The sequence below is a fragment of the Acinetobacter sp. RIT698 genome (assembly GCF_009668065.1).
In the GTDB taxonomy this organism is placed as follows: Bacteria; Pseudomonadota; Gammaproteobacteria; order Pseudomonadales; family Moraxellaceae; genus Acinetobacter; species Acinetobacter guillouiae.
In genome coordinates, this window is record NZ_WJYH01000003.1 from 30,750 (window position 1) to 44,979 (window position 14,230).

Annotated in this window: 14 protein-coding genes; 3 read left to right on the forward strand and 11 right to left on the reverse strand. The window is 39.0% G+C overall.

Translation table 11 applies throughout. The features are described 5' to 3' along the window. Positions 1-211: 211 nt before the first annotated feature. Positions 212-781: an FxsA family protein gene (locus tag GJV03_RS01910; protein WP_056512734.1), complete on the reverse strand. Its 570-nt coding sequence runs from the start codon at positions 779-781 to the stop codon at positions 212-214. Positions 782-1,092: 311 nt separating this feature from the next. Here GJV03_RS01910 and ruvC point away from each other — a divergent pair, with 311 nt between their 5' ends. Continuing rightward, on the forward strand, positions 1,093-1,638 hold the full coding sequence (gene ruvC, locus GJV03_RS01915) for a crossover junction endodeoxyribonuclease RuvC (RefSeq protein WP_004719459.1): 546 nt from the start codon (positions 1,093-1,095) through the stop codon (positions 1,636-1,638). Between the two features lie 130 nt (positions 1,639-1,768). On the opposite strand, the gene GJV03_RS01920 is transcribed toward ruvC, so the two are convergent. Genes GJV03_RS01920 through GJV03_RS01935 form a run of 4 tightly spaced genes read right to left on the reverse strand, consistent with a single transcriptional unit; the run spans position 1,769 to position 4,797 of the window. Next, the gene (locus GJV03_RS01920) at positions 1,769-2,110 is read right to left on the reverse strand and encodes a hypothetical protein (protein WP_004719458.1); all 342 of its coding nucleotides are present in this window, start codon (positions 2,108-2,110) and stop codon (positions 1,769-1,771) included. Continuing rightward, positions 2,103-2,987: a hypothetical protein gene (locus GJV03_RS01925; protein WP_154129349.1), complete on the reverse strand. Its 885-nt coding sequence runs from the start codon at positions 2,985-2,987 to the stop codon at positions 2,103-2,105. The genes GJV03_RS01920 and GJV03_RS01925 overlap by 8 nt, the downstream gene beginning before the upstream one ends. A 50-nt stretch (positions 2,988-3,037) precedes the next feature. Continuing rightward, on the reverse strand, positions 3,038-3,310 hold the full coding sequence (locus GJV03_RS01930) for an acylphosphatase (protein ID WP_154129350.1): 273 nt from the start codon (positions 3,308-3,310) through the stop codon (positions 3,038-3,040). After that, positions 3,310-4,797, reverse strand: a complete 1,488-nt coding sequence (locus GJV03_RS01935; RefSeq protein WP_154129351.1) for an NAD(P)H-hydrate dehydratase — start codon at positions 4,795-4,797, stop codon at positions 3,310-3,312. The genes GJV03_RS01930 and GJV03_RS01935 overlap by 1 nt, the downstream gene beginning before the upstream one ends. Before the next feature lie 46 nt (positions 4,798-4,843). On the opposite strand from GJV03_RS01935, the gene queG reads away from it, so the two are divergent. Continuing rightward, positions 4,844-5,953, forward strand: coding sequence for a tRNA epoxyqueuosine(34) reductase QueG (queG, locus tag GJV03_RS01940; RefSeq protein ID WP_154129352.1), 1,110 nt, complete (start codon positions 4,844-4,846; stop codon positions 5,951-5,953). A 290-nt stretch (positions 5,954-6,243) separates the two neighbouring features. Next, a complete protein-coding gene (gene bioB, locus GJV03_RS01945) occupies positions 6,244-7,233 on the forward strand; it encodes a biotin synthase BioB (protein WP_004719449.1) in 990 nt (329 codons plus the stop codon). A 111-nt stretch (positions 7,234-7,344) separates the two neighbouring features. On the opposite strand, the gene GJV03_RS01950 is transcribed toward bioB, so the two are convergent. The 6 genes from GJV03_RS01950 to gspL all read right to left on the reverse strand — a co-directional run bounded on the left by GJV03_RS01950 (position 7,345) and on the right by gspL (position 14,204). Next, entirely contained in the window at positions 7,345-9,237 is a 1,893-nt protein-coding gene (locus GJV03_RS01950) for a M48 family metalloprotease (protein ID WP_004822360.1), read from the reverse strand. An 85-nt stretch (positions 9,238-9,322) separates the two neighbouring features. Continuing rightward, a complete protein-coding gene (gene purF / locus GJV03_RS01955; RefSeq protein ID WP_056512722.1) occupies positions 9,323-10,867 on the reverse strand; it encodes an amidophosphoribosyltransferase in 1,545 nt (514 codons plus the stop codon). Between the two features lie 24 nt (positions 10,868-10,891). Continuing rightward, on the reverse strand, positions 10,892-11,485 hold the full coding sequence (locus GJV03_RS01960; RefSeq protein WP_004719444.1) for a CvpA family protein: 594 nt from the start codon (positions 11,483-11,485) through the stop codon (positions 10,892-10,894). A 3-nt stretch (positions 11,486-11,488) separates the two neighbouring features. Beyond that, positions 11,489-12,493, reverse strand: coding sequence for a quinone-dependent dihydroorotate dehydrogenase (locus tag GJV03_RS01965; protein WP_004719442.1), 1,005 nt, complete (start codon positions 12,491-12,493; stop codon positions 11,489-11,491). A gap of 89 nt (positions 12,494-12,582) precedes the next feature. After that, positions 12,583-13,062 carry a type II secretion system protein GspM gene (gene gspM / locus GJV03_RS01970; protein WP_154129353.1) on the reverse strand — a complete coding sequence of 160 codons (480 nt, stop codon included), beginning with the start codon at positions 13,060-13,062 and terminating at the stop codon, positions 12,583-12,585. Next, positions 13,062-14,204 carry a type II secretion system protein GspL gene (gene gspL, locus GJV03_RS01975; RefSeq protein ID WP_004719438.1) on the reverse strand — a complete coding sequence of 381 codons (1,143 nt, stop codon included), beginning with the start codon at positions 14,202-14,204 and terminating at the stop codon, positions 13,062-13,064. The genes gspM and gspL overlap by 1 nt, the downstream gene beginning before the upstream one ends. Between the last annotated feature and the right edge of the window lie 26 nt (positions 14,205-14,230).

Consider the following 14,230-nt stretch of genomic DNA (forward strand, 5'->3'; position numbering starts at 1 on the left):
AAGGCGCAGCGGGGGACTAGCGTGTTTTTTGCCGCTACTTTGTTACGAACTACTTATTTAGAATGACTAAATTTCGTATTTCGTGCCTAGTATCGCCTAAAAAACACTCGTAGTCGCAAACGTAGACGAATTGTCAACAGACCCTATGATTTCAGGTATAAAAAAGCCGAATCATTGATTCGGCGTTCTATTCAACATCGTAGACTGTATTTTACTTTTGATTTACATCTTTCAATTCAATTTGTTTATGCTGCGGTTCAACTTCATGCGCTTCACCATCAATAATGGTTGAATCACGATGTTGCCCACCAGATTGCTGGTTTTGCATATCCTGCATTTGACGCATCAAATCTGCAAATGGGTTTTGACCTTGAGCACCACCCATGTCCCCCATTCCACCCATCATATTGTTCATCATGGCTTGTTGCTTTTTCGCCATATATTTCATACCTGCATTTTTAATTGCATTCTGTACAGGTGGAAGAATAACCAGTAGCGCCAAGACATCGGTGATTAAACCTGGAATCATCAACAAAATACCCGCAAATGCTGTCGCCATTTTTTTGGCAATTGCAGGATCATTCCCCATCATTCCTGTCATTTGCATTTGTTGTAATTGCGGCATAATTGTTGCGGTACTTGAACGCAACAAGTTTAAACCAATTACAAAAGCAATGATAAACCAGAAAAATACGTACCAACCGCTAATGAACTGGGCTACACCAATCCATACAGCAATTTCAACAATCGTACCAATTAAAATAATAGGAAAAAGTTTCATCGAAACAAGGCATCTCAAAGATAAATTAAAAGTGAGCTTGAAAATTCACATATAAAAACAATGAATTTCGTTGCTTCTATCATTTATATGGGCAGTTAAAAATTTTTAAAGGGTAATTTTGTGTTCTGACAGCGATTTTATTTATTTGTGCGATTTATTGACTGAGGTTTTATAAATAATGAGCACCCTAGCGCTGTGCTTAAGGGAAATAATACTGTTGTGTACTTTGATTATACAACTAAGTTAAAATTTTACTTACAATTCATTTTTAGAATCATATAATTGAAGCAAGACTTACGATAAGCAGTATTATGCCTTTAATTATTGGAATTGACCCCGGTTCACGCTTAACAGGTTATGGCATCATTGAAAAAGATGGTCAAAAACTTACTTTTGTTGATGCTGGTACAATTCGCACTGAAACAACAGAAATGCCTGAGCGACTCAAACGAATTTTTGCTGGAGTTGAACGTATTGTTCAGTTTCATGGCCCTACAGAAGCTGCTGTAGAGCAAGTATTTATGGCACAAAACCCTGATTCTGCTTTAAAACTTGGACAAGCGCGTGGCGCGGCAATTGCAGCGTTGGTCAATTTAGACTTACAAGTTGCAGAATATACGGCTCGTCAAATTAAACAATCTGTTGTGGGCTATGGTGCTGCAGACAAAGAACAAGTTCAGATGATGGTGATGAAGTTACTTAACTTATCAATCCAACCCCAACAAGATGCTGCCGATGCACTCGCTGCAGCAATTTGCCATGCCCATGCTTCTGGCAGTATGAGCAAATTAGCTGTACTGAATGCTTTAGGCGGTATGGCTCGTGGGCGGAGTCGCAATAGTAGTCGTCGACGTTAATTTATATACACCACCAAAACGCCTCGCTCTACCCATGTCAAAGTCCAAGCTATTGCAATCATAAAAAAGCTATCGCAATTACCAAGGTGATCTGAAAGGTTTTTTATTTATTGAGATGGTAGAGCCCATCTCAAGTTAAATAAGGCAAAGTATCTTTTCGAATCTCACGAATACTGGGCTGCTTTGTATAGGTTGCAATTAACATTTTCCCAGAAGTTCTTAGATTTTTCTTCTGTTCTGAATCAACACGAATCAACACCAACTCTTCAGGGATACGTGGATTACTCCCTTCTCGACAAATTATGAAATTTTGATTCCGTTCAAGAATGGTATAGTTTGGAAATTCCTTTTGTAACTTTGCTTTGAATGACAAAGACTTATCTTCTTTTTTCCCACTATCGAGTTGGGTATAAATAATCAATACCAAACACGCAGCAAATACAATTCCAACAACTAAATATTTATCAATCATGTAATTTCACTCGAATATACTTCTGCTGTTTTTCATTATACTGATAAACATGGGTTTCATTTATAGGCACAATTTTAGCAATATCACCAACATAAATTTGTTGCGTACCAGAATAGTGAATTTCAATATCATACAAACCATCATGCTCAGTGCTTAAAAAACGATAATCAGCTTGTGTATTGTAGATTTTATCACTTCCTGTCACTTCATTGTCATTCCCAATTTCTGCAACTTCCAATTTGACCATTACAGGGTTTTCATCAAATGGGACGATATAAAGCGTGCTAGTTGAATAGCCTTGTCGACTATACGCTTGTTCTTCGACATAGCCTTTTATTCGCGGACCAATTTTTCGAATATTTTTAACTATATTTTCAGTCGGATAAGGCAAATAATTAAAATCTGCATTCATCCAACTATTTTCATCCTGACTTTGGCTCACTAACTCAAATTGACCTAAAGCATTTTTCTTAAATATGTAGATTTTAGTAAATGTTGCGCATACACCACAAAAGTTTAGTAATTCATTATTTTTATTTATCGAAACTTCTGTTGTACTTATAAGATAGCGCAACTCATTTTGAGCATTTTGATAAGCACTCGCAGGACTAAATACAATCACAGCATCATCACGATCAAAGACATGGGTATATTCGGCATTTTTAATCCCGACATACTGTATATTGCTCTGATCTAATTGAGGGATTTTGACATATTGGATCTGTTTTTGGTAAAAAGATTTCATCACAGTTTTAAAGTCCAAACCTTTTAAAGCGATCTTATTCTTATTCGTCACAGCGTCTACTGGTTGTGCGACAAGCTCAGTATGAATACCGCACATCAAAATACAGCTTAATAAAATTTTGTTGATCATCATCGGTAATATTGATTTATATCAGTATGTGGTTGCTATTCTAAATGATCTCTTTAACGGATCATCTTAAAATCAGTATAGTCTAAATCATGATTCAGGTTTTGTTGTTCAATACTAGTAACATCAGCACGTAAAGGCCCAACATAGCAATGACGAATCAAACTTAAAATCGCTTGTTCATCTCCGACCACAACCGCTTCAACCTCGCCTGTAGTTAGATTTTTCACATAGCCTTTTAAATTCAATTGTAAGGCTCCTTTTTCAAACCAACGACGATAGCCTACAGCTTGAACTTTACCACGAATTAACAATTTTACCGCTTTCATCACATACTCACTCCTGACCATGAATGATTGACCACATAATACACAGCATCACGCATTTGCTGGGCCTGTAAACCACGCATACCGTTTTTTGCGAGCCTATCACCTGCCAAAGCATGTAAGGTGACAATTTCATGTAAGTGAATATTTTCATCAAATTGTGCTTTTAAACTGGCAATCATTCCTGCAAGAACATCTCCCATCCCACCAGTGCCCATGCCTGCATTCCCCGCAGTACAGATCCATAGATGCTTTTCTAAAATCAAACTTCCAGAACCTTTAAGTACCCATTGTCCTGAATATTTTTGTTGAAGTTTTTGAATCGCAGCAATACGATCATTTTCAATCTCTGCCACTGAGCAATTTAATAATTTAGCAGCCTCACCTGGATGAGGCGTCAGGTAAGTTCGTTGATTGAGTTGAACAGCTTGTTCAGCTAAAAACCACAAAGCATCAGCATCTAAAACCACTTGCAGCTGTGGGGTTAAATGAATGGGTGAAAACCATTTTGAAAATTGTTGTTTCGCCCAAGCATCACGCCCTAAACCCATTCCAAAACTGACAGCATCCACATGGCTTAATAAATTTTGAATATCCACATCAGTTAAAGCGTTGATATCTCTCAGCATGATGTTAGGAGAGCGTGCCAGAATTGCAGTGTGATGTTTGGCATGACATACAATCGTGACTTTTCCAGCACCCGCACTAAATGCAGATTCAGCAGCTAACATGACTGCACCGCCCATCTCTGCATGCCCACCGACCACCAAAACATGCCCATAACTGCCTTTATGACCGAACGCTTGGCGTTGTGGTAATTGAATCTGGGTGGGTGACAACTGTGCGACCGCTTTTAATTGTGGGTCTATAGGAACAATTGAAATGAGCTCAATTTGACCCGCATATTCTCGACCTTGTCCTGTAAACAAGCCCGCTTTAAGACCTAAAACAGTCAATGTCTGATCTGCTTTTACCGCCACAGGTAATGGTTGTCCTGTATTAGCATTTAAACCACTTGGAATATCAATGGCTACTTTTAAACCTGATTGAGCATTATAGTGTTGAATAATTGCTTGCAATGCATCATCCAAATTACGGTTTAAACCAATACCAAACAGTGCATCAATATGACAATCAAAGCGCTTTTCGATATTAAAATGTGGGTGGATTTTGATTTTATCTTTCTGTACTAACTCAATTGCCGCCTTTAACTGCTGAGAATGCCCTGCTTCAGTTGCAAATATTTCGACTTGATAACCGTATTGATGCAAATAATGGGCAACACAATAGCCATCACCTGCGTTATTTCCTGCACCGCACCACAGCGCAACAGTGGTAATTTGGGGAGAAGCTTGTTGAAACAAAATATTTAAGCGTTGCGCAATTGACCAAGCCACCTGTTGCATTAAACCAAAAACGCTATTTTGCTGAGCAAACCAACGCGCTTCCCATGCTTGTATTTCACGGCTGTGATAAACTTGCTGATGCATCATTCTGTCCTTTTCTTCTCACTATTTTATAGCGCATTGATTCATTATGTCGGCAACTTTAACTTCGCAATCCATTCCCTTGCAACAGCTTGATCTTCAAGAACTAAAATCTTGGATCAAACAACAGGCTGTGCAACTGGGCTTTGCTGATTGTGTCATTGCTCGTCCTGATGCTCAAGCTGAATTACCACGATTTAAAGAATATTTAAAACGCGGATACCATGGCGATATGAAGTTTTTAGAAGAAAATTTAGATAAAAGAGCGGATCCTACACTACTGGTTCCAGGCACAAAAAGTATCATCTGTGTACGAATGAATTATTTGGTGGAAACACCAAAACCGCGTTATGTACCAGATGAGCCCAATGCAGCAATTATTGCCCGTTATGCACGTGGACGTGACTATCATAAAATCATGCGTGGTCGGCTAAAAACCTTGGCAACCCTCATTAAAGAAAAAGTTGGTCCGTTTGAATCCCGTCCCTTTGCGGACTCAGCGCCGGTGTTTGAAAAATCACTGGCAGAAAGTGCGGGGATGGGATGGACCGGTAAACATACTTTATTGATTCATAAAAAATCGGGTTCTTTTTTTGTTTTAGGTGAATTATTTACTTCACTTGATTTGCCCTTTGATGAACCAGCAACGCATCATTGTGGTTCATGCTCAGCCTGTATCGATATTTGCCCAACTCAAGCGATTGTTGAGCCGTATATGCTGGATGCGCGCAGATGTATCGCCTATTTAACCATCGAATATAAGGGAATCATTCCTGAAGAGTTAAGACGTAGTATTGGTAACCGTGTTTTTGGCTGTGATGACTGTCAACTAATTTGTCCTTGGAACAGTTTTGCCAAAAAAGCTTCGATTGAAGACTTTAACCCACGTCATGGCCTAGACGATATTAACTTATTGGATTTATGGCAATGGGATGAACAAACCTTCCTCAATTGTACTGAGGGTAGCCCCATCCGACGTACAGGCTTTCAAAGCTTTATGCGCAATATTGCAATTGGCTTAGGTAATGCACCGTATTCAGCCCAAATTATTGCAGCATTGACCCAAAATAGAGCCTTACATGATGAAGTTGTGCAAGTCCATATTGATTGGGCTATTACCGAGCAAAATGCTAAACAACACCAAATTTCAGCCCATTGATGCCCTTAAATTGTGCCGAGTGATAATTTACAGATCGTTGCAAAGTTCGTAATTTTTGAATATTTTAATCACCAATACACTGAAGTTAATAAAAATTAAAGTTAAAATTTTGTGAGTAAATCACAAGGAATGTGGTTAACTTTGCAACTATATTTATAATTTTAGTTTTCTATACTCTTGATCTTTTTAATCGTAAGATACCATCGTATTTGGACTTTTTTGCCCTATGGAATTGGCATGAATTATGTATTATATACAGGGATAGATAATGATTATCATGGATTTAATTAATGACAGTACGTAATGACTGGGCTCGTGAAGAAATTCAAGCTTTATATGAACAGCCTTTTTTAGACTTAGTTTTCAAAGCACAGCAAACTCATCGTGAACACTTTGATGCCAATACCATCCAAGTCAGTACTTTACTTTCAATTAAAACTGGTAAGTGCCCTGAAGATTGCAAATATTGTTCGCAATCTGCACGCTATGATTCAAAATTAGAAGCTGAAAAACGTATTGCAGTTGATAAAGTGATCAGTGAAGCAAAAGAAGCCATTGAATCAGGTTCTTCACGTTTTTGTATGGGTGCAGCATGGCGAAACCCACATGAGCGTGATATGCCTTATGTCCTCGAAATGGTGCGCGAAGTTAAAGCATTAGGTTTAGAAACCTGTATGACACTGGGTATGCTCAATCAATCACAAGCTGAACGTTTACATGCAGCAGGCCTAGATTATTACAATCATAACTTAGATACATCGCGTGAATACTATTCACATATCATCAGCACCCGTACTTTTGATGATCGCTTAGACACCTTGGATCATGTCCGTAATGCGGGGATGAAAGTCTGTAGTGGCGGTATTGTTGGATTGGGTGAAAATCGTAATGATCGTATTGGTTTATTACATGAATTAGCAACCCTGCCTGTTCATCCTGAATCTGTACCTATCAATATGCTTGTTCCAATTGAAGGCACGCCACTTGCAGATGTTGAAAAACTTGATGTCACAGAATGGATTCGTACGATTGCGGTTGCGCGTATTATTATGCCACACAGCTATATCCGTCTTTCTGCTGGCCGTGAATCGCTCACTGACTCAGATCAAGCTTTAGCCTTTATGGCAGGTGCAAACTCGCTATTTAGTGGTGAAAAATTATTAACCACACCAAATGCTGGTGAAGGCAAAGACAAACAATTGTTTAATAAGCTAGGTCTAAAAGCAGAAAAAGCCAAGCCAACCGTGGCTGAGCTTTCTGTCGATGCGATGGCGAGTTAATTCAAAGTTATTTCTAACACCGCTTGAGATCAAGTGGTGTTAGCACTTCCCATCTAATTCTTTTTATTATCATTGCTATGATTGCTTTATCTACAACTCACTTTACCCTTATTAAATAATCATCACACTGTTCTTTTTCTGCATTTGGTCTACGATATCATCTGTGGCAAAGCCAAGTCGCCAATACAGCAATTGCAGTACATCTAATTCATCTTGGGTAATAATTCGATCATTCCACAAACAAATTTCAGCCACACCCAAAATACTCAGGCGATCACGTAATAATAACCCTGCAATATCATTTAATATTTCACCCAAATCAATAGGTTCATCTGAGATTTCTTCAAACAGTTCTAACTCATCCTTAGACAAAACCCGTTCTAAAATCTCATAGCGCACATCAAGCTGATTGGCACTGTTAATTTGCTGTACATGCAGCAAGGCATCAATCAAGCGCACAATTTGTGGCTTCACCGTTTCCAAGGATGACGGTGTATGCATCGGCAACAAATGCAATTCAGCTTTTACACGCTCAATCAGCAATGCATCCAACAAACCAATCTCACCATCTTCTTGAATAATTTTCGCAAGCTTGGTGACAAATTGACGTGCACTGGTCGCAGGCATATTACCAAGGTTTTCACAGGCATCATGGAAAATTTGAATATGTACCCGACCATCTAAATTTAAAAGTGAGTCAATAATGGCACGACTTACCTCCGCATCAGACGGAATAAACTCGCGATACTGTCGAATCATTAAGATGGCGACCATTACCTCACGAGAACCCGTTGCCGTTTGCATAGCACGCTGAATCAAGTCTGAACGCTCAATTTGACGGCGTACTTCTGGATTTAAAGGTTTAATTGCATCGTTTAAGGCAAAACTAATTGGGGATAAGCGTAATAAAGGTAAAGGCTGTGGAGATACCCATGGGTTATAAACGTCCCCTGTTGATTCTTCCAAAGGGCGTAACAAACTAAATAAAGGCTGACTACGTAATTTTTTTAAATTTTCCAGCTGTAGATCCTGTAACAGTGTCGGATTTAACTCATAAATACGGTCTTCAATACTTGGATGGATATTTAACCAACTTTGCGGACTTAAGGAATTGGCAAAACACATATGCGCAATGGCTTCAGAAAACTCACTATGAATTTGAGAACCTGCATGATGGACATAGATACGCAATAAGGTTTGTACATTGGCATTATTGAGCAATAATTTTTTAGTTTTATAATCGTTATAAAAAGTACGCCCACCCAAAGTGAAATATTTAATCAAACGATTAATTAAAATCCCCATACTGCCGAGTAGCCAAATCACCCCACCCACTGCGACAAAACTGGTTTCAAATTTATGCTGATTTCCCTTGGCGTTATAACGATTAAAGCCCTGCTTTGCGATTTTGCTTCCCAACTGACTAAAGGTAATTAAACCACTATATAAAATTTTAAGTCGGGTATTTTCTCGTGCTTCACCGGATAGAATTTGATTAAACTCATGCCCTAATAAACCATAAAGTTCTAATTCATCCAGATTCTGTAATGCGCCCCAGGTCAAGATAATCACCGTATCTCTTGGATGAAACCCAGCAGTTAAAGCATTAACCCCAACTTCATCTGGCAATACATATAATGTAGGAGCATCAATCTCAAAAGTCTCTGCAAATTTATCTGCGAGTTTTAAGGCCACACTTTCTTCCGGAGTGCTTTCAATTTGACTTAAACGACGGGCTTTTAATTGCTTTGCAAGTGAGTGACCACCTGTACGGAACACATAAAATTCATATGCAATTGACCAACCAATGATGACAATGATCAAACCAACACAGTAAGGACTGAGGATATTCCACCAGATCTCTTGATCTGGATCCACATAGTGAACCAGCAATCCTAAAACAGTATTTAGAATAAAAATGGTCAAAATGACCGCAAGTAAGCAAATACTTGCAGACCACAACATATTCTTGTTTTTTATCAAATAATGGCTGACATCTTTCAATGTAAAATTCCTCATTACATTGCAAAATACTATAAATGAAAAAAGCGGGAACTTCCCGCTTTTTCTCAATGTAAATCAAAGTTGCTTACATTTCTTCTTTGATACCGCTTAAATCCACAGATGCTGCATCGATATTGACATCAATATAACCATCTTTTTCTTTTTTCGCAGTATCACTACGACTTTGCTCAAGATCAGTTAAATATTGCTCATCAATATCGCCTGTAACATAAACACCGTCGAATACTGAACAATCAAAATCTTGAATGACAGGTACTTTACTGGTTCTTACTGCCGCTTTTAAATCATCCAAGTCTTGGAAGATTAAACGATCAGCACCAATAATGTCCTGAATTTCCTCAACACTACGATGTGAAGCAATCAACTCTGCTTTTGCTGGCATATCAATACCGTACACATTTGGATATTTCACCATTGGTGCAGCAGAAGCAAAATAGACTTTTTTCGCACCCGCATCACGTGCCATTTGAATGATTTCATTACAAGTGGTACCACGTACAATCGAATCATCAACCAACAAAACGTTCTTACCTTTAAACTCAAGCTCTACAGGGTTGAGTTTTTGACGAACAGATTTGGTACGTTGTTGCTGACCCGGCATAATAAAGGTACGACCGATATAACGGTTTTTCATAAAACCTTCACGGAATTTCACACCCAACATATTTGCCAATTCTAAAGCAGAAGTACGGCTCGTATCTGGAATTGGAATTACCACATCGATGTCATGCATATCACCCCATTCACGAAGAATTTTCTTCGCAAGGGTTTCACCCATTTTCAAGCGTGCTTTATATACCGAAATACCATCGATGGTTGCATCAGGACGCGCAAAGTACACATATTCAAAAATACATGGGCGGTAACGCGAATTTGCCGCACACTGTTGTGAAAAGAACTCACCTTTTGAATTGATAAAGATCGCTTCACCAGGCTCAATATCACGTTCTACTTTAAAACCTAACGCGGTAATCGCAACAGATTCAGAAGCGATAATATATTCTGTTTCACCATTTTCAGTTAAACGTGAACCATAGATCAGTGGACGAATACCATTCGGATCACGAAAACCTACGATACCATGCCCTGTGATCATTGCAACGACACCATAAGCACCTTTACAACGCTCATGTACACGTTTAACTGTATGAAAAATATCTTCAGGCATTGGCGTTAATGATGCACATTTTTGCAATTCATGAGCAAAAACGTTTAGCAATACTTCTGAGTCTGAGTCCGTATTCATATGACGTAAGTCAGTTTTGAATAAGTCATCGTGAATATCAGCCGCATTGGTTAAGTTACCATTATGCGCCAATGTAATCCCATAAGGTGAGTTTACATAGAAAGGCTGCGCTTCTGCACTACTTGAAGAACCAGCAGTTGGATAACGCACGTGACCAATACCATAGTTACCGAGTAATGCGCGCATGTGGCGAGTATGAAATACATCACGTACCATACCATTATCTTTTCTTAGAAAAAGACGTCCATTATGACAAGTCACAATCCCAGCCGCATCTTGCCCACGATGTTGTAACATCGTCAACGCATCAAATAACATTTGGTTTACAGGTGCTTTACCTGCTATACCAACGACTCCACACATAACTACCTCGCAGACCAGCTAGGACTAATAAAACGGATTCTTTGTCGAATGTGCTGATTTTTCATCGCTTTGAGTATCCGATGATCGATCAGCCTTAGTTACAGAAGTATCATCGGAACGATCTTCTGAATGTATATGATGTAATGCTTCATTTGCAGCATCTTTAGAGATTTCAGATGCCAAAGGTGCAAATGGTAACAGCGTCTGAATGAATTTGGATTGTTTCCACGTTGGAGAACTTTCAACCCACGGTCCCAAACCTTGCATAGTAATGAGGACGATGAACAAACCTTTCAAGGTCCCTAAAGCACTTCCAGCTAAACGATTTAACGGCCCGAGTTTTAAAGTTTTTAAAATCTGATTGAGTAAGGCGGTGACAATCCATGTTAAAACAATAATGACCAAGACAATAAAAGCAAATGCAGCAATTTTCTGCACCACAGGATCCTGACTGAGTGCAGACATTGAAGGTGCGATGATATTGGCATATTTAGCACCGACAATCAGTGCAAAAATCCATCCTATCAAGTTCGCAAAGGCTTTCACGAATCCTTGTCGCAAACCGTTTAGCCCTCCAATGAGCAATAGAATCAGAATAATAATGTCTAAGGTATTCATATTTTAAATCATAGCGTCAACACAGTCTTTAATGAGTGTAGGACCTGTATAGATCATACCACTATAAATTTGGACTAAGCTTGCACCGGCTTGTTGTTTTGCAACAGCTTGTTCACCAGATAAAATGCCACCAACACCTATTAAAGGAATTTTACCTTGTAAAATTTTTGAAAAAGCCGCCAAACATGCCGTGCTCTTTTCAAATACGGGCGCACCTGACAAACCACCCGCTTCATCACCAAATGGCAAACCTTCAACACCCTCACGGGATAATGTTGTATTGGTCACAATCAATCCATCAATTTTAAACTGCAACAATTGTGATGCAATAAATTCGATATCTGAAGCTTCTAGATCTGGTGCAACTTTCAACACTAAAGGAACATAGTGCTGCAATTCTTCTGCCAACTCTAACTGACGTTTTTTGAGTGTTTCCAAAAGTTCAGTGAGCGCATGGCCACTTTGTAAAGAACGTAAATTCTTGGTGTTTGGAGATGAGATATTAACAGTAATATAAGATGCGTAGTTATAAACTTTTTCAAGACAAACTAAATAATCAGAAACTGCATCTTCAACTGGTGTGGTGGCATTTTTACCAATATTGATACCAAGAATGCCTTTAAATTTTGCGGCTTTAACATTCTCAACCAATTGATCCACACCATCATTATTAAACCCCATACGGTTAATAATTGCTTTGGCTTGAGGAATACGGAAAAGGCGTGGCTTGGGATTGCCCTCTTGTGGCTTAGGCGTAATGGTTCCAATTTCAATAAAACCAAATCCTAAACCCGCTAAGGCATCGATATAAGCGCCATTTTTATCCAGTCCCGCTGCTAAACCAACTGGATTTGGAAACTCAATTCCCATGCAAGTGACTGGTTTGGCAGCTACAGTTTGACGAATCGCCCCCATTTTATGGGCAGATTTAAGCATGGATAATGTGAGTTCATGTGCACGCTCTGGTGCTAAAGAAAACAACAAAGGGCGAGCAAGTGAATACATCATAGCTACAAAAGTCTACTGCTTTTTAAGTTGCCATATTATAGGCACAGTATGTTGAAAAGGCTATGCTTGAACTGTGTTTATTTTCACTACTACTGTACCGTCGCTGTTAATTTAATCTGCCCACCTTCTTTGGCTAACTCCATCTTTTCCAAACTCACACCCATTTGGGCAATTTGGGTTAAAAAGTTAGCTAAAACCGCATAGTTTTGATGTTGTGCAATAATCTGAAATTGCTCACCCACTTGCTGCGAGGCAACCGAAAGTCCTTGTTGTTGTGCCACACGCTGAATTTTATCTGCAGTGGTTAAGGCCAAATCATCTGCGGGCTTCATGGTCACTACATTACTCTGCATCCACACCACAAGATCTTTCATCTGATTTAAACGTGCTTGCTGTTTTTCGGCAGCTTTATGGGTGTACCACAACGCCGTACCCACAATTGCCACAATGACAAAAATCGTGGTGAAAATAACCATGACACGTTCACGTGGAGATATTTTTTCTAAATTCTCTGCGATTTTCTCAGACCATACATCCAGTCGATTTTGCACATTTTCCATTGTTTTCATTATTGTATCTTCACCAAACCAACGACAGATGCACCTTGCGTCTGAACATTGCCTAATTCTGCTTTAAAGCCTTGTTGATTCAGTTGCGTCACCAAGGTTTGTAAGCCTTCAGCATTTTTCGCCACCAGATCCATATTTAACACTGCTGTATCATAATTTACACGACTGGCAATAATCTGATGCTGCATTAAAATTGGCCCAACACGACTGAGTAATTGTAAAGCTTGGGTATTTGCACTCTGACTTAAAGCCAATTTATTTTTAAACTGACGTTCTACAGACTCTTCTGTAATCCGTTGCTCATTTGGAAACCATTTTTTGTACTGATCCACTGCAATCAAAGCAGTTTGATCCGCAACTTTCTTCAGCTTAATCCAACGCAAAGCATCGTAACTCAATTGCGCAATGATCAAAACAACCACCAAAACTGCACAGGCTTGCCAATAACGGGAAACACCTTGATTGGCTTGCTTGGCTTTTGGCAATACATTATAAGGATGTAGTTTCGGTTTTTTTATTTCACTAAATTGATAATCAAAAGGCTCACGCTGATCCGCTGTAGCAATGGCAAATAAGCTGACCGCTTGCTCATCTGTCAATCCGCTATATAAATAGCTTTTCTCTCGATCAGCGAAATCCAAATATACATTCAGATCATCAATCGAATTACCAAGGAACTCGCCTTCTCGAACCAATAACTGTCCGTTGACATTGGCCAAAATCGTCTGTCCGACTTCTGGTACAGGCAGCATCAAAAAGTCAGGTAATAAAGAGACGATTTTTAACGGAATCAATGACAAGGAATGCTGCATTGTGGTGACAGCATATTGATGAATCCCCAATATTGAAACCTGATCGGGTTGTTGAAAGTGTGAAAACACTTTCATCTGATCAATCGGCAAAATCACATATTCTTCTAATAAATATTTGACACCATCTACACCCAATTGTTTATATTGAGTTTTACTAAATTTCTGTTGAAGAATTTGCACTTCACGACTTGGGAAGAAGACCACAGCTTCTTCACCTTGGTAAAGTTTAATATCTTGTATTAATTGTTCTAGGCTCGAAGATTTAGTCCAATCACTTCCTCGAGACCACTGCCAAACCCCATTGGCTTCAGGCATCCATAAGTACAACATTTATCGTTTTCTGCCGTTAAGTTCTT